We start from the raw sequence: 15,268 nt of genomic DNA on the forward strand, positions 1-15,268 counted from the left end.
GTGACGTGGGACACGTTAAAGTTGATATCGAAAAGGGTTCGCGCAGCTACAACGTTAAATACTCGCTAAACGACGCGGCCGGAGTTAAGGCGCTATTGCGCGATCGCCATCGGATCAGCTCGGCGCGCTTTCGGGGCGATTACGCAGCCTGCGACATTCTAGTCGATCTGCATAGCGCAATTAACAGCGCCGGCTTAACGGATCGGCAGACGGAGGCCATTGCGTTCGTGTACGGATTCGACGTGACACAAGCGGAGGCGGCGCGTCAGATGGGAATCACGCAGCAAGGCGTCGCGAAGTTGATCGATGATGCGGCGGATAAGATGGCGGCGGTTTATAAGCGATGGGAATACGGAGAGGTTAGCGTTGAATATACGGAAGATATCGAAATGGAGGCGACTTAATGACGGAGCATGAATACCGGCTTTTAATTAATCGCCTCATCAAAAAAGAAGGAGATTCGCTACAAAGCAGACTTTCGGATGTTAAAGAACTTACTGAAAGGTATGCGGAGGTCACAGGTAGTGCTCCTCCGCCTTACTTGACGGACAAATTAACCGACTATCTTCTAAGTGACGAATTTAAGGATACGAGTCCTTACAAGATCCAGTTGTCCGCGTATCCGATCCTTAGTCAGTCACAATGGGACATGAGGAAGCAACGGGAGGTTAGCCTAGAGTGTATCTCAGCCGCCTCCACATTAGATGTAACTTTTCACGCTCCAGTTACGCAGGAAGAGGCTATTAGGGAGAGTGTCTCAAAGGAGACGAAACACTATCGGGCGCTCAATGCTAAGCAGCCAGTCAAGACATACAATCTGAGAAATGACCTTGGAGATGCTGCTTTTGAGGCGATGTACCCGCCGAGTGAGAAGCCGAGGGTTTTATTTAGAGACGATAGACACGCGGAATGGTCACTTGATGTGCGCAGGAGAGATGAATTTACGTGCCAGAAATGTGGACAGTGTTCACGTAGAGGGATGCAAGCACACCATATTGAGTCATTTAACAGTGCGTTTGAGCTACGCTACGATGTCAGTAATGGGGTAACGCTGTGTATCTCGTGTCACTCTGACTTTCACTATATCTACGGTAAAGGCAACAACACACGTTCTCAACTAACTGAATGGATGGGAGACTTTTATTATGAATTTCAAACAGCAGTTTAGGGATGAAGTTGAAAAAGCCATATTCAATGTTATAGAAGACCGTGCGGAGCGGATTGAGTTTGTGGGAAAAATGATTGATTCCTATGTCCGAGACACGGGAGAATCGCCGCCGGCAGACTGTTTGAATGACCTGAGCGAGTACATCTTACGAGAAGAGATACTAGACCCTCATCCTGATAAAATGACACGGAATGAGTACCCAATCCTTAGTGCTAGGCAAGAGTCGACGCGTAGAGATAAGGAATACTCTTTTAGTCTCTCGGACACATATGACAGTACTGGGGAGAATAAAGCGAAGCCGGTGAGGCGGCGTAGGACGGCGAAAGAATGGCGCAATGTAGACGCAAGTGCCCGCGAGGCTAATCGCGCACGAGACGCCAAATACAAACGCGACACGTCGCCTGGCGCGGTCACCACGTACAATCTCTACGAAAATGGCGGAGAGCTTACGGAGCCTTTCGTTAGCTGCCGCGACATCGGCAAGCGTTGGGCTAACGAGATGGGTGCGATGAATGAGACGGAGATTGTACGCGAGGAAACGGAGACTATTCCGCTTCTCGCAGCGTAAGAAGTTCGTTTATGCCAACGTTTAAATAAACGCATAGCTTCGTTAAAAGTTCGCGCGGATAACGCTCCATTTCGTCGTGGTACATCATTCGTACCGATTCGAAGCGGTAGTCGATATCACGCGCTAGTTTTTTTATAGGTATTTCGCGCTGGTCGATAATCGAGCGCAAGTTAGACCTTATTGTCATCCAGGCACCTCCAGTTATACTGCGATTTTAACGCGACTCGAAAAAAGTGTCAAATAGTTGTTGACTCGTTAAAAGAGTCTGTGGTATATTCGTTTCATCAAAGGACACGATAAACGAGTCGTAACGGAGGTAGCCAAATGATATCAAACAAATCTTATAACGCTATTACTAAAACAGTTAAGAAGGTTGTGCAAATGTTAGAGTCTCACGGCATTGAACACGAAGTACTGGGAGATAGCCGTACTTTCGCCATAGCTCCCTCATGCTCCATCCATACGCAACATTGTACAATTGACATATGGAAAAACGAGGTTAAGGTGAACGAAAAACAATCAGAAAATTTAGATCACATGATCAAGATGATTCAGGAGGGAGAATGACCGTTGCTCACCTATTGTAGATGCGAACGCTGCGACGGTTCCGGTCGCTATAACGAAACCTACGTATGCTATGGATGCGCCGGCACAGGCAACGCTAATACGCCGACCAAGCGCGTAATCTGCGTCAAGTCTTTCGCAAAGTTCGGGTTCAACCGCCGAGAGTTAGCGATTGCCCACATGACAACACCAGCCGCCTATACCGGAGAAACACGCTGGATTATCCGCGGCCATACGTTACTCGATCGCCAGGTTAATGAATACTTTCGGGAGGTAAACGGAGGATGAGCCGAGAGACATACGTTGCACTATTACGCAGTAGTTATACGGAGGAGGACGCGCCAGCTAATCGCCGTGCGCTAATCCACGCTACATTCGTCGGCATGGTCGAAGCGATCGTTAATGACGCGGATTATACGGCCGCGCGTAAGATAGCGAAGTTACGTAATCTAAACGCAGCACGTAAGGAGGTATTAGCGGATGAATAAGCGGATGTTTGCGGCAGGTAAGCGGGTAGGCGGACGGAGCTATATACGGGTTGCTGGCGGAGTGTGGGTCGAGGTAAAAGCGGAAGAGACCGATGAAAAAGCGCGTTGATGTGCGGAAGATTGTTAGACAGACGGGAATCAAGCGGAAGATCGTCGAAATAAGTAGATACTGGCGTACATTGGCGCCGACCAAGGAGGAAGCGAGTATGAATATTAACGCCGAGGTTTACGGTAAAATGCGAATTTGGGAGAATATACGCGGGTTTGAGATAGAAGAGAGAAAACGGATACTCAGCGGAAAGAAGTTAGAGGCGAACGAGTGTGACTTTGGAATGTGGGCAGATGATTATGAGGAAGAGCATCGCGGTCAGCTTCTAAGATCACTTAAATCTGGTGATGAAATCAAAGAAGAACTAAGACATATGGGTGTAGACGTGGAGTGCATTGTTACTTCTTTTAATCCGAGTCTCAGAAGAGGTTTTTGGCTTTACAATTACTACATTGAAGAAGTCAAAGTTGAAAATCAAGGCTATATCTACCAAACATACGAGCAGGAAGTATCGGAAAGCTGCAAAAGAGAGTATTACGGTTCAATAGAGGAAGCTATTTCCGTAATATCTTCCTACTATCACTACCTGTCAGAAAAGCCAGAACCCATCGACGAAGTGGTACGCACAAAATGGGATATCATAAGATAAAGAGTGAGCCGGAGATAATCCGGCCCTTTTTGCGTCCCTATTTCCGTCTAAACTCGTAAACTGTCCCGCGCGCAATGATATCGGCGGTACTCATCCGCTCGTAGACGGAGTTAACAACTGCAAGCACCTCCGATTCGTCTTCGTAGCGATCTAGTTGCGCGCGGCCTGCATCTCTCACCGTCTTCATCGCGTCTTCTGGCAATCCTAACGTCCTTATCGCGCGGATAGCATTCGTCTGCGCGTCGATCAAGCATAGCGTGACTACGTTGCTCTCTCCGTTTACAAACGCTGATGCGACGTCTTTCATGTCTCGCGTAGCTACCGTCAGTGTTACGTCATAAGTCCAGTTTTCGCCGAGATAAGACACGGCAATAAACGGAATATCCTCGTAAATCCACACATGTAACCGTAGCAGCGTGTTCCTGAACGCCTTAATCTCCCGGCTGGTCGCGTTATTTATGTAGTACAACACGTCAAAACTTGCGCCAGCTAATCGCGATGTGCACCGTTCAACTCCGGGAGCTTCGTTATCTATCGGAAATGGCGCGCCTACTTCGTATTTTTCTATCACGTTAATTCCTCCGCTTCAAATTCGTAAACTCCGCGCATGTAATATGTACCGTCAATCTTAACGCTGTTATCGCTGTATCGCTCGATCGGGCCGCCGTAATCCGCAATCTGACCGTTCTGCTCACGGATAGTTACGCGTACCTGGAATAACGCGGCCGCCAGCAGCTCCGTATTTGTGCGTAAATTGCGTATGATACTCGCCTCCTTTATGAAAATAATTCGCTTAAATGTACGTAAATTCCTGCCAGGAAGGTTGTTTTTTGCTTGCTCAGTTTGCTACGGAGTTATAAGGCCGCCGATGTGCGGTCAAATCCCGTTAGGGAAACGAAAATTGAAGAGGAGAGTGTAAGTATGACATACGCTATTCAAGTGACTAACGCAAAAGGTGATAACTTCGTACTATTGAACGAGGACAATGCGGACTTTCAACGTTTTGACACGTTTGAGGATGCGGACGACTTCAATTACGAGTTTGAACAAACGTTAGAGGATGGTCTGTCCAGCGCTGTTGTAGAGTTTAACTAAGGGAGGGCTTACTTATGATTAACGCATACCTTTATTGCTACTCGCCGGCCATGTACCACTTCCTCCGCGCGAAAGGCATCCGATATATTTGCGTAGGTGTTAACGAAAAGACAGGCGGCCGCTTTTGGCTGTTTGAGAAATCGGACACTGTACGTACAGCTTTAGACGAGTATTCCGTGAGTAGTAAGTAATTAAATACGTGGAGTGAGGTGCCGTGGAGTATGAGCGAACAATTTCGCAAATTAGCGCAAGAAGCCGAATATAAAAAGACACGCTGTTTAGAACGGGGGCATTACGCTCCTGTTCCGCATGACCTTTTCCGTAGGATCGTTCCGATCGCGCGTGAGTACGATAAAAGTAACGTACATATCGCCGCGCTATACGTATATTTACTATCGATGGTGAACGGGCAGCCGGACAATGACCGCTATATGAGCGCATTTCCGTCAGTTCAACGTATAGCTGACGAGACGGGGATCGGACGGAACCGGATTAAGCCGTTATGTAGCGTGTTGGAGGCGGTTGGACTCGTTAAGTCAGCGTATGACTATGCGGGGAATAAGCGGGATAAGCTTTACTATCCGCAATATTACAGCGAGCTGACTGACGAGGAAATGCGTGCGAGATTGGCGGAGTTGTATGGTCATTCACTCCTGAGTGATTTACCTAATGCACTGTAGAGTGAATTACCTAAATCACCGGAGAGTGACGGTAATAAGAACAAACGTAATAATAACGAACTCAATAAGAACAAACAAAACATTACCGCTCAGTTGATTTTGCTATCGCAAACTAAACTTCGCGGGGCAGTTAGGAGATAATACCTTTTGACGCGCTATCAATTGAATAAGAATACATGATGACAGGTGGAACTAAGAGCCTGTCTTTTTGTTTGTCTATAACCAAGAAGGTAACTCGAAGAAGACACTCATGTAGGCAATCCCAAAGATTAAATAGCGCGGATTCAATTACGTTAAGCGAACGGAGAGTGAGCGTATGGTAAACGTACTATTCGTTATATTAGGCGTTCATACTGCGTTATTACTCGTTAATCTAATCGTGTTTATTCCGGTAGCTATTCAATCGCGTACTGGGATCGCAGAAGTAACGAAGAGCCTCGGATACATTGCGTTAATACCGTATGTACCGGCGCTGCTTATTATCGTAATGTGGATCGATGATATTAACGATTGGAGACGTAAGTAATGCGCGGAGTAAAACTCGAAGATGGACGTCACGTAATGGCGTTGACTACGGATGATATACGTAGGAATATCGCAAAGGAACGTAATATTAACGTAGATAACATTGAGTATGACGGCGGTACTTATTACCTCTGCGTTAGAGGCGGTATAGGCGACGTGAGTGTAACTCTCATGCGTTATCCACTCGCCAAGTACGTAAAATCACCTTAATATTAGCGCGTCTATCTTACGCCTTGCCTGAGCGTAGGAAGGCGCGTTTATTACGTTAAATCAACGGAAGGAGGACGCAATAATGCTTAAGCGAATAGAGACGCACCATGCGATCGCAATCCGATATCTCGCGTTACCTAAACGTGGTGGACTAACGATGGAACAGATAGCAACGGAAGCCGGCGTTAGTAGGCGCGCTGTCTACGATTGGTTGAAAGATCCGCTATTTGACCGTGAGTTGAAGAAGGAGATCGTTCGCCAGACAACCGCAAGATTACCGGAAGTAATGGAATCGCTGACTGACGCAGTGTTAACGGATCATAACGCAGCAGCCGCGAAGCTACTACTGCAGGTTAACGGTATGCTTACGGATAAGGTCGAGGTAGAGACGAAGGTTAGCGGAGATGTCGATATCGATGCGTTGAGGGAACGGATTAAGCAGGCGAAGGGAAGAGGCGTGTAAAGTATGCGTCTTACGTGCGCGCGTATATAGTAGGGATGCGGTAGGCTACGAGTACACAGCGGTTCACATGCGGCTCTGTAGCCTACACCGCGCCCTTTCCGCGCACCCTCCCCGAAACTTTCCGCTCACCTCATCGCTTCAACACGTTACAGTGCGACGGTTTATGCATAGCGCTTATTTTCCGCTGTATATTGCCCGTATAATAGGCGCGGCAGGCTCCGGGAAATAAGCGTATAACCTTCCAGTTACTAACGGGCATAATCCGCGTAGGAATGCGGGTTGTACGCGTTAATAACTGGAAATGTATATGCGATGTATAAGGCGCGTTTATGCATCGGCTTCAAACGTAGGCGGGGCGCGGGTTTGCGTATAGTACTCGTGTACATAATCCGGCTTTTGTGCACATGTCCGTGCATATCCGTGATTAAACGGGATCATTACGATTATGCAACGCGGATGTATAAACGTGGGACAGGCGCAGGGAAAGCGGAGAGGGGCGGCGGTGCTTGCGTGACCCCCCAAGGGGCCTTCGCTGGGCGGCGCATCTGGTACCCGAAAAATCCACGTATCAAAATTTAACTTTGGACTTTACGGAGGGAGAACGAAATATGAACGCAACTATCGAAAATAACTACCGCTATCACTCACCGCAACCAGGACAGCCGGAAAAGTACGAAGCCATCCGGTCGAAAGCGAAGGAGTTGGCGTACTTGATCGACGAATTGGCTCCGAACTCACGCGAAAAGTCACTCGCAAGTACGAAGCTAGAGGAAGCGGTAATGTGGGCGAACGCATCTATCGCAAGGAACACGTAAGAATCACCGTCCAAATAGCGCGTTTCACCCGTTCGGAGTGTATTCGGTAGGGTAAGCGCCTAAGAACGCTAATTACACGCAAATTCAACGTAACTACGAAGGGAGGCGGTATCTATCGCATGGACTAACGGAAAATGGATCGGAAGAGAAGAGCGCGGCGCAAAGCTTAACGAGCTGTCCGCGCTATTAGACGTGCTCGACGGCGTAGATATCGCCTCTCTTTCAGCGGATGACGCGGCGGAGATTGACGCACAGCTTGCGGAGTATGAGCGCCTGGAGCGGATTCACCGCTGCGAAACGGATCTGATCGAATTTGCGCTTGAATACTTTTCGGAAGCGCGGAATCCCGGCAACGACGGAAACTGGGACGGCTTCGATATTACGGACGCGGACTTAGCGCCTATATTTCACCGTGAAATCGCCGTGATAATGGACGATGTCTCCAACGTTACTACAAACGATAAGGTCGCGGTGGCGGCGCCCCGTTCTCACGCGAAATCAACGTATTTATCCAAGGGCTTCCCTCTGCGAGAGATTGCGTACAGAAAACGCCGCTACGAGATTATCATTTCGGATACGCCAACGGTCAGCTCCGGCAACCTCGATTGGATTGCGATGCAGCTTAAAAGCAACGTTAAATTGCGCGCAGATTTCGGCCCTCTGCTAAGCCCGAAGCAACAAGAGAATCCGAAGGACAACTCGTCGGAGTTTATCGCATGGGAGCCACGCGAAGACGGAACGAAGAAGTTACTTACGAAGGTTGAAGCGGCATCAACGGGTCAAGCGCTCCGTGGACGTAACTGGAACGGCGTGAGGCCGGACTTGATCGTATGTGACGACTTAGAGGATGCGCGACCAGGCGGTAACGCATCAACGCCGGATTTGCGTAAGAAGTTGCGCGATTGGTTCGCTCAAACGGTCGTACCGCTGGGTGATCCGAAAGGTAAGCGGACAGCCTTCGTATACATGGGAACGACAGTCCACCACGAAGCGCTCCTCGTTGATGTGCTTTATAATCGCGCAGACTTTAAGTCGAAAATATACCGCGCCGTTATCGAATGGCCGGCACGCATGGACTTGTGGGAAGCGTGCCGGCTCGTTTATAAAGATCCAGACAGACCGAAGGAAGCACGCATAAAGGACGCGCTTGAACTCTACGAGATGAATCGCGAGGAAATGGATCGCGGCGCTACCGTATTGTGGCCGGAAGCCCAGCCGATTTGGCGCTTGATGAAGTTCAAATGGGACAACGGATCGAAGGCGTTTAACACGGAGTATCAGAACAATCCGGTCGACGAGGAATCGATGGTGTTTAATCCGGAGTCGTTTACGTATTGGGATAGCGCGGAGATCAAAGAGTTGCTATCGCAGTACCCGCCGCCGGCAAACTTATTTGACGTATACACTGGCGTTGACTTTGCGATGGGTAAACAGCGCGGCGATTATTCCGCAGTCGTTACGATCGCGCGCCACAAGAAGACCGGAACGAAATACGTAATCGATGCGTATGGGGAGCGTGTTAAGCCTGACGAGTTTATCCGCGTCATTGTCGAAAAGGTACTCCGGTACCAACCGAATGCGATCGCAGCGGAAGCGCAGGCGGCGCAAGAGTTCTTCGTGCAGAAGCTAAAAGAAGCGCTGAGAGCTGCGGGATATCCGGCGGGAACTCGCGTTAAAGAGATACATCAACGTTCGCGGAAAGAGCTGCGGATTGAAGCGCTACTCCCGGATATCGAGAGTGGCGCGATACAGTTTTCGAAGAGACATGCGTTGTTGCTTGAACAATTCGAATATTACGGAACCGGCTCGCATGATGACGTAATTGACGCGGCAGAGATGGCCGTGAGTATTGCGAAATCAGGGCGCAAAAAAGTGCGGAACAAGCCACGCGGAATGTAACGGGGAGGAGGACGTAATTTGACGGAATTTTTTACGATGAAGGAAACGAAGCTGTTCTATCCCGGCGCTCAATATCCGCCACAAACGGAGATACGACGTCTGGCTAAGTACGAACGGGGACGAAAGATTTTCGAAGGAAGACATGCTGAGATTTACGATAGAGCTTCCGCGCTACTAAAGGATACGCCGCATGCACCGCAGCTAAAAACGTTATTTATCGCGGTTAATATCGTGGATGTTCTCGTCACAAAGCCGGCGGATTTATTGGTCGGCGAGAAGCCTACGTATAACAGCGGAAAGGGACCCGATTCCACCGAGCAGTCACGACTTAACTCTATCGTAGAGGAAAACGACCTGAACCAAATGATTCACGAAACTACAGTCGGTGGCGGATATCGCGGAGACTCTTTCGTCAAAGTCCGATATGACTACCGTGACGATTTTACGGAAACGGATCAACTCGAATTGGAGCGACCGCCGACCAAGAAGGAACCGATCATCGAAACGGTCGATCCATCGATAGTCTTTCCGGAGTTGGCTCGCGGATCAAAAAAGCGATTCAAAGCCGTTAATGTTGCGTGGGTAGAATGGGAAATCGAACAGACGCGCAACATCATGTCGTACATTCGCGGAAAGGTAACGATGAATGAAACGCCTTTCCTTAACGTTGAGCGTCATATTCCGGGCTATATCGTTTTTGAACGTTATAAGTTGATTCCTAACGGCGTGGATACGTCAGAAGGCGTACCGATTCCGCTTTATATCGTTGGTGATAAAGTCGAGACTGGGCGCGAAGAAAACGTAATGGCTACAGGAACACCGCACTTGAATATCGATCACATACCGCACAAGACAACCGATGACCATTGGGCTGGCATTTCTACCGTCGAGAAGATGGAAAGCAAATTAGCTGCAATTAACGACCGTCTCGTACAGATCGACTATATTCTCTGGAAGCACTCTGACCCGACCGCTTATGGCCCAGACATCGACGAAGAGGACGACCGATCAGTAAGGTTTGGTGGTAAGTACATCCCACTTGAGAAAGATGACGTCACGCCCGGTTACATGACTTGGAACTCGCAACTAGATGGCGCGTTCAAGGAGCTTGAACTTCTACTTGGGCTTATCTACCAAATGGCAGAGACCCCACAGTGGCTATTCGGGACGACGATCACTTCCGATAGCGGCGGAACAGGTACGTCTCACACCGACGGCGCGGCGATTAAAGCTCGCTTCATGCCGATCCTTAAAAAGGTCGAACGTATTAGGACGCACGTTGACCGCGCAGTTAGAAATGCGTTGTGGAAAGCGATGCTTCTTGAGAATATCGCAAATAAAGGCGTTCCTACGTTCGAACCTTACGACGAAGTTTATCCGACGATTGGATGGCGCGATGGCATTCCGCGTAACGAGAAAGAAGCCGCAGAGGTTGCAAGTATCCGGACGGGCGCTAAGCCGACGTGGTCTGTAACTGACGCGATTAAAGACCTCGACGGAGTTACCGACGCAGAAGCCGAAGAGACAATCCGCCGCATTGACGAAGACGAACAACGTACCGCCGGCACCGTCGACAGTACGATATTTAACGAGGTTGTGACGTAATGGCACGATTACCTGATCCGAACTATGACCGGGATATCAATGTCCTAGTCGACGCTTACAAACGCGCTGTCCTAGCCATCGCAGCGGAATTATCGCGCTTAGATGCATCCGACATATCACGCGCACATGCAAAGGCCGCCCTCGCTGAGGTTGCGGCTATTTTGCGTGATCTCAACTCGGAGTCTGCGGCTTGGGTTGCGGAGTATATTCCGAAGGCAGCGACGGATGGAGTAGCGCGTGCAATCGTTGAGTTAGGCGTAGCCTCCACGATAGCCGAAGCGGAGAAGATCGTTAAATTCAACCGGATTAATCGCGAGCTTGTTGCGTCAGCTATCGCGGACACGCAGGCGGATTTACTTGCGGTGACCCAGAACATCGACCGTAGAGTTCGCCAAGCCGTTCGACAAGCTACTGCGGAGTCATTTCGAGCTAACATGGCCGCTGGAATAAACGGCCGCCGTACGATCAATGCCGATATACTTGCGCGGATCAAACAAACGCTAGGCAACGCAACTAATACCGGCATTATTGACGCGGCCGGACGGCGTTGGAAGCCGGAAGTATACGTCGACACGGTTACACGTACGAAACTTAACGCCGCGCACCGAGACGCAACGATGAATGAGGCGATCGGACGCGGAGTTTATTACGCCAGGATATCGAGCCATGGCGCTAAAGATGCGTGCCGTAACTGGGAAGGCCGCATCGTCAAATTAACACCGGATGCTTCCGGAGATTATCCGTATGTAGGCGATCTACCTCGTCGCGAAATATTTCACCCACGTTGTCGTCACGTACTGACTCCGATAAGAAATCCGGAAACAATCGGAGGAGGAAATTAGATGGCGGACCCAATCGCAAGAGATCCGTTTTCAGGAACGGGAACAGCGAACGTACCGATCAGGAACACCGCAAACTACATCGTAGTCTTTAACGATGGGACAACTGACATTACCGTGACAGCCGGGAAGTTCGTAACAGTAGTAAAGGGCGGGGACGCGCTTGATGAACGTGTCGATCCGTTTACCACCCTCTCCATTAGCGGCAGCTCAGCCTATCGCGGATACGTTCGCGTTATTACGGGAGGTGTCGGTTGATGGCACGGGATACAATAGCTCGAAATAACTCACGGCGTGCATTAAACGCAGTTAACGGCATCCCTTTATCCGCGGATACCGGAGCTCACGGCGAGGACGTTGCGGTATTTGGTCCGTCAACAACGCATGGATACGATGCAGGGTCGGGAGCTATCAGAACGCTGCCTTTCGCGCGTAGAACATGGAATCCGCAATTTTTTAAAGCGGTATCTGTTCCGGCCGGTAACTCGACAATCGTGACGTCTCCGGAGAATTACGACGTATCTGACTTCGCTAATATCCGTTTGTTTGCGAAAGCTTCCGGAATTGGCAACATTGACGTCGTATTGCGGATATCTATCGACGGCGGTTTTAACTATTTTGCGGCTAAGACATTTCCGATGGGAGACGGAGTGTCTAGCGTAATAAGCTCACCGGAAGTTATCGGAGCGCCGATTATTAAGATCGGACTTTTTAACAAGAGCGCGAGTACACAAACAGTCGATGTATGGGGGTTTTTATATTGAGTATAACGCGATGGCAATACCGAAATACGGCCGATTTAATTACACCCCATGCGTCGACATCAGATAATACAACGTCAGTGACGACTAATCCGAATCAGATCGAGTTCAGATATCAAAACAGCGCGGGAACCGAGTTCAAGTGGCATCGGCCGGCGGAGGTTGGCGATACACTCGTCGGCAAGACGATTTTTCCTGCGGAGATAAGCGATCAGGATGTTAGTAAGATGTCGCAACTGAAAATTTACCTCAAATACTCACCTATTAGCGCGTACAAGGACGGCGTGACGCACGTAATTTGTGACCTTAAATCTAGCCGCGATATTAGCGGACTTGAATTGATTAGCGGCTTCTTAATCCAAGCGGATGATAAGCCCGCAGGCGGCGCGTTGTACGGCAACAATCAAGGTCTGCAATGGGACGTATATCGCGAGCCTATAAACTTAACAACGGGAGTACAGACATTTGTACGCGCCTTACCACCGGAACATATCAAGAAACAGTCAGACGCGCAGAGATTTCAGCCGAGACACCACGCATTTTACTACTGGCGTATGGAAGGCGTTAATACTTTCCGCCCAGGTGATGAAATTGAGTTCTCATTCCGCTTTATATCTCAGCCATTTATTGAAGCTCCGATAGGCGTACGCAGCAGTTAACGTAACACGACCTACGATACGTCGCTAAACTGACGGATACGATAGCCGACGGGCTTTAAACGGGAGGAAACGATATGACAAACGTTAAGTATCCGATGAATTTGCAGCTTTTCGCAGAAGACGATCCTAATCCGGAAATTACTCCGCAAGAACCGCAGGCTGATCCGCAGCCATCGAAGACATTTACGCAGGAGGACGTTGACCGCATGATCGCGGATCGACTCGGAAGAGAGCGCAAGAAACACGGAGACTATGACGATATTAAAGCCGAGCTCGCTAAGCTAAAGAGTGCGGAAGAGGAACGCCAGAAAGCGGAAATGACCGCAACAGAGAGAGCTGAGGCTGAACGAACTAAAGCGTTAGAACGCGCAGAGGCCGCAGAGAAGTCAAGGGAAGACGCATTGACAGCCGCTAACCAACGCCTTATTAAAGCGGAGTTCCGGGATGTAGCCCGCGAGCTTAAACTGCGACCAGACGCCCTTAAATCCGCGCTTAAACTCGTTGACCTATCCGCGGTAGAAGTCGACGACGAAGGCAACGTTAAAGGGCTTGAAGACGCAGTTAAGGCGCTGATTGAAGATAATCCGTACATGATCGAACAAGCACCGGTGGAGCCGAGAACAATCGGAGCGCCGTCCGGAGGCGAAGCGAAGCCGGCCAAAACGAAGGAACAGATTCTTGCAGAAGCCAAGGCGAAGGCCAGCGAGAACCCGACGCCAGAAGCCATCGCTAAGTATACTCAACTGAAAAGAGAATTGAGCTAAAGGCTGTCCTAAATTGGGCGGCCTTTTTGTTTACCCAAAACCCTTATAAACGGAGGAAATAAACAATGACTAAGATTTTTAACGTAGACCTGATCGGTAAACCGGAATCCGTAACAGAAGAGATTTTACTTCTTAATCCTCACCAAACGCCAATGCTTGCAATGCTAGGGTTTGCGGGTGCAGTTAACCAGGTTGAGCACAACTGGTATGAAGACGCGATGTTCGCAACCGAATCCACAATTACTGCGGACGTTACGAATAGCGCTACTGCAGTCGTAGTTGCTTCCGTAGAGCCGTTCCGCGTTAACGACGTAATCAAACTCGGCGACGAGCTGCTGAAAGTTACCGCAATTAATGACGGAACTAAGACGTTGACCGTAACGCGGGGATACGCTGGCACTACCGCAGCGGCCGGAGTAACTGGCGCGGTTGTTGAGTTCCAGTTCACGGAATCCGTAGAAGGTCGTGATGCGATTGACGCGCGATTCAAACGTAGAGAGCGTAAGTCTAACCTGACGCAAATCTTTACGGACACTGTAGAGATCACTGGTACAGCCGCGGCAGTAGCTAACTACGGCATCTCCGATATGTATACGTACGAGCAATCGAAGAAACAGCTTGAGCTCGCGTTGCAATTGGAGAAAGCGCTGATCAACGGTATCAAGTACGAGAACGGAAACGTCCGTCAAATGGCCGGTCTGCGTAGCTTGATCAATACCAACGTTAAGGATGCAGCAGGTGCGGCGCTGAGCCTCGACATGGTCAACGATAGTCTGCAAGCGATCTACACGAAAGGGGGATTCGCGACAGGCGGTATGTACGAAATCGTCGTTCCTGCGAAACAAAAACGCGTAGTTTCCTCGTTTGGAGACGACAAGATCCGCATCGACCAAGCGGACAGACGTCGCGGTACGGTTGTATCACAATTGACAACTGACTTCGGTGAGTTCCCGGTATCCATCAACGATAACCTTGCGGCTAACGAAGTGTTCATCGTGGATAAAAACCGCGCGAGCATCCGTAACCTTACCGGACGCGACTTCCAACACGAGTATCTCGGCAAAAAAGGCGACTACTACCAAGGCATGATCGTCGGCGAGTACACGTTTGAGCTGCATCAAGAACAAGCGCACGCACGCATCAAAGGTTTGGCGTAAGCCGACCGCAAATAACCGGGAGTCTTTTCGGAGGCTCCCGTTAAATACGGAGGTTTTACGATGGCAAAGTACAAGTCGCGCTATCTTGAACTCTCGTTTTACGTTGACGGCGTAGAGCGCAAGTTTTCAGGCGGCGTATACGAAGCAAAGACTGCGAATGAGGTAGCGGTGCTTAACCGTTTATCTGACGCGGAACCAGATTCGGAGGAACCTGCGCAAGTGGACGGGGAACAGGCGGAAGATAAACCCGCTAAAGCTCCGTCTAAACCGCGCAAAGCTAACGCTACGTCCTCCGCAAAATAAACGGAGG

24 protein-coding genes are annotated in these 15,268 nt (G+C 49.6%); 22 read left to right on the forward strand and 2 right to left on the reverse strand.

Going from position 1 to position 15,268, the window contains the following annotated elements; translation table 11 throughout:
- Nucleotides 1–5: 5 nt before the first annotated feature.
- The 3 genes from J2T19_RS00870 to J2T19_RS00880 are packed head-to-tail and all read left to right on the forward strand — an operon-like array spanning nucleotide 6 to nucleotide 1,736.
- Entirely contained in the window at nucleotides 6–404 is a 399-nt protein-coding gene (locus tag J2T19_RS00870) for a MarR family transcriptional regulator (RefSeq protein ID WP_307212009.1), read from the forward strand.
- The gene (locus J2T19_RS00875; RefSeq protein ID WP_307212011.1) at nucleotides 404–1,168 is read left to right on the forward strand and encodes an HNH endonuclease; all 765 of its coding nucleotides are present in this window, start codon (nucleotides 404–406) and stop codon (nucleotides 1,166–1,168) included. The genes J2T19_RS00870 and J2T19_RS00875 overlap by 1 nt, the downstream gene beginning before the upstream one ends.
- Nucleotides 1,146–1,736, forward strand: coding sequence for a hypothetical protein (locus J2T19_RS00880; RefSeq protein WP_307212014.1), 591 nt, complete (start codon nucleotides 1,146–1,148; stop codon nucleotides 1,734–1,736). The genes J2T19_RS00875 and J2T19_RS00880 overlap by 23 nt, the downstream gene beginning before the upstream one ends.
- Here the strand turns inward: J2T19_RS00880 and J2T19_RS00885 are convergent.
- A complete protein-coding gene (locus tag J2T19_RS00885; RefSeq protein ID WP_307212017.1) occupies nucleotides 1,714–1,923 on the reverse strand; it encodes a helix-turn-helix domain-containing protein in 210 nt (69 codons plus the stop codon). The genes J2T19_RS00880 and J2T19_RS00885 overlap by 23 nt on opposite strands.
- Before the next feature lie 137 nt (nucleotides 1,924–2,060).
- On the opposite strand from J2T19_RS00885, the gene J2T19_RS00890 reads away from it, so the two are divergent.
- The 3 genes from J2T19_RS00890 (at nucleotide 2,061) to J2T19_RS00900 (ending at nucleotide 3,486) form a co-directional block, all read left to right on the forward strand.
- Entirely contained in the window at nucleotides 2,061–2,303 is a 243-nt protein-coding gene (locus J2T19_RS00890) for a hypothetical protein (protein ID WP_307212020.1), read from the forward strand.
- A gap of 281 nt (nucleotides 2,304–2,584) precedes the next feature.
- Complete coding sequence (locus tag J2T19_RS00895) at nucleotides 2,585–2,788, forward strand: hypothetical protein (protein ID WP_307212023.1); 204 nt, start codon at nucleotides 2,585–2,587, stop codon at nucleotides 2,786–2,788.
- Between the two features lie 206 nt (nucleotides 2,789–2,994).
- Nucleotides 2,995–3,486: a hypothetical protein gene (locus J2T19_RS00900; protein WP_307212027.1), complete on the forward strand. Its 492-nt coding sequence runs from the start codon at nucleotides 2,995–2,997 to the stop codon at nucleotides 3,484–3,486.
- Between the two features lie 37 nt (nucleotides 3,487–3,523).
- Here J2T19_RS00900 and J2T19_RS00905 read toward each other — a convergent pair whose 3' ends face one another.
- On the reverse strand, nucleotides 3,524–3,886 hold the full coding sequence (locus J2T19_RS00905; protein ID WP_307212029.1) for a hypothetical protein: 363 nt from the start codon (nucleotides 3,884–3,886) through the stop codon (nucleotides 3,524–3,526).
- A gap of 521 nt (nucleotides 3,887–4,407) precedes the next feature.
- Here J2T19_RS00905 and J2T19_RS00910 point away from each other — a divergent pair.
- The 16 genes from J2T19_RS00910 to J2T19_RS00985 all read left to right on the forward strand — a co-directional run bounded on the left by J2T19_RS00910 (nucleotide 4,408) and on the right by J2T19_RS00985 (nucleotide 15,261).
- On the forward strand, nucleotides 4,408–4,581 hold the full coding sequence (locus J2T19_RS00910) for a hypothetical protein (protein ID WP_307212032.1): 174 nt from the start codon (nucleotides 4,408–4,410) through the stop codon (nucleotides 4,579–4,581).
- 221 nt (nucleotides 4,582–4,802) lie between these two features.
- A complete protein-coding gene (locus tag J2T19_RS00915) occupies nucleotides 4,803–5,261 on the forward strand; it encodes a hypothetical protein (protein WP_307212036.1) in 459 nt (152 codons plus the stop codon).
- 316 nt (nucleotides 5,262–5,577) lie between these two features.
- A complete protein-coding gene (locus tag J2T19_RS00920) occupies nucleotides 5,578–5,787 on the forward strand; it encodes a hypothetical protein (protein WP_307212038.1) in 210 nt (69 codons plus the stop codon).
- Nucleotides 5,787–5,996, forward strand: a complete 210-nt coding sequence (locus J2T19_RS00925; protein WP_307212041.1) for a hypothetical protein — start codon at nucleotides 5,787–5,789, stop codon at nucleotides 5,994–5,996. The genes J2T19_RS00920 and J2T19_RS00925 overlap by 1 nt, the downstream gene beginning before the upstream one ends.
- Nucleotides 5,997–6,078: 82 nt before the next feature.
- A complete protein-coding gene (locus tag J2T19_RS00930) occupies nucleotides 6,079–6,459 on the forward strand; it encodes a phBC6A51 family helix-turn-helix protein (protein WP_307212044.1) in 381 nt (126 codons plus the stop codon).
- A gap of 420 nt (nucleotides 6,460–6,879) precedes the next feature.
- Complete coding sequence (locus tag J2T19_RS00935) at nucleotides 6,880–7,038, forward strand: hypothetical protein (RefSeq protein WP_307212046.1); 159 nt, start codon at nucleotides 6,880–6,882, stop codon at nucleotides 7,036–7,038.
- Nucleotides 7,039–7,067: 29 nt separating this feature from the next.
- Nucleotides 7,068–7,274 (forward strand): Acb2/Tad1 domain-containing protein, encoded by a 207-nt coding sequence (locus tag J2T19_RS00940; RefSeq protein WP_307212048.1) that lies wholly within the window; start codon nucleotides 7,068–7,070, stop codon nucleotides 7,272–7,274.
- A gap of 429 nt (nucleotides 7,275–7,703) precedes the next feature.
- Nucleotides 7,704–9,173 (forward strand): phage terminase large subunit, encoded by a 1,470-nt coding sequence (gene terL, locus J2T19_RS00945; RefSeq protein ID WP_307212050.1) that lies wholly within the window; start codon nucleotides 7,704–7,706, stop codon nucleotides 9,171–9,173.
- A gap of 18 nt (nucleotides 9,174–9,191) precedes the next feature.
- Nucleotides 9,192–10,778, forward strand: coding sequence for a phage portal protein (locus J2T19_RS00950; RefSeq protein WP_307212053.1), 1,587 nt, complete (start codon nucleotides 9,192–9,194; stop codon nucleotides 10,776–10,778).
- Complete coding sequence (locus tag J2T19_RS00955) at nucleotides 10,778–11,620, forward strand: phage minor capsid protein (protein ID WP_307212057.1); 843 nt, start codon at nucleotides 10,778–10,780, stop codon at nucleotides 11,618–11,620. Before J2T19_RS00950 ends, J2T19_RS00955 begins: the two co-directional genes overlap by 1 nt.
- On the forward strand, nucleotides 11,621–11,875 hold the full coding sequence (locus tag J2T19_RS00960; RefSeq protein ID WP_307212060.1) for a hypothetical protein: 255 nt from the start codon (nucleotides 11,621–11,623) through the stop codon (nucleotides 11,873–11,875).
- On the forward strand, nucleotides 11,875–12,381 hold the full coding sequence (locus tag J2T19_RS00965; protein ID WP_307212062.1) for a hypothetical protein: 507 nt from the start codon (nucleotides 11,875–11,877) through the stop codon (nucleotides 12,379–12,381). The genes J2T19_RS00960 and J2T19_RS00965 overlap by 1 nt, the downstream gene beginning before the upstream one ends.
- 281 nt (nucleotides 12,382–12,662) lie before the next feature.
- Complete coding sequence (locus J2T19_RS00970; RefSeq protein ID WP_307212065.1) at nucleotides 12,663–13,037, forward strand: hypothetical protein; 375 nt, start codon at nucleotides 12,663–12,665, stop codon at nucleotides 13,035–13,037.
- Nucleotides 13,038–13,111: 74 nt separating this feature from the next.
- On the forward strand, nucleotides 13,112–13,801 hold the full coding sequence (locus J2T19_RS00975) for a phage scaffolding protein (protein ID WP_307212068.1): 690 nt from the start codon (nucleotides 13,112–13,114) through the stop codon (nucleotides 13,799–13,801).
- Between the two features lie 65 nt (nucleotides 13,802–13,866).
- Nucleotides 13,867–14,958 carry an SU10 major capsid protein gene (locus J2T19_RS00980; protein ID WP_307212071.1) on the forward strand — a complete coding sequence of 364 codons (1,092 nt, stop codon included), beginning with the start codon at nucleotides 13,867–13,869 and terminating at the stop codon, nucleotides 14,956–14,958.
- Nucleotides 14,959–15,018: 60 nt separating this feature from the next.
- Nucleotides 15,019–15,261: a hypothetical protein gene (locus J2T19_RS00985; protein ID WP_307212074.1), complete on the forward strand. Its 243-nt coding sequence runs from the start codon at nucleotides 15,019–15,021 to the stop codon at nucleotides 15,259–15,261.
- Nucleotides 15,262–15,268 lie beyond the last annotated feature (7 nt).

It is taken from the genome of Paenibacillus tundrae (assembly GCF_030812775.1).
Classification (GTDB): Bacteria; Bacillota; Bacilli; order Paenibacillales; family Paenibacillaceae; genus Paenibacillus; species Paenibacillus tundrae_A.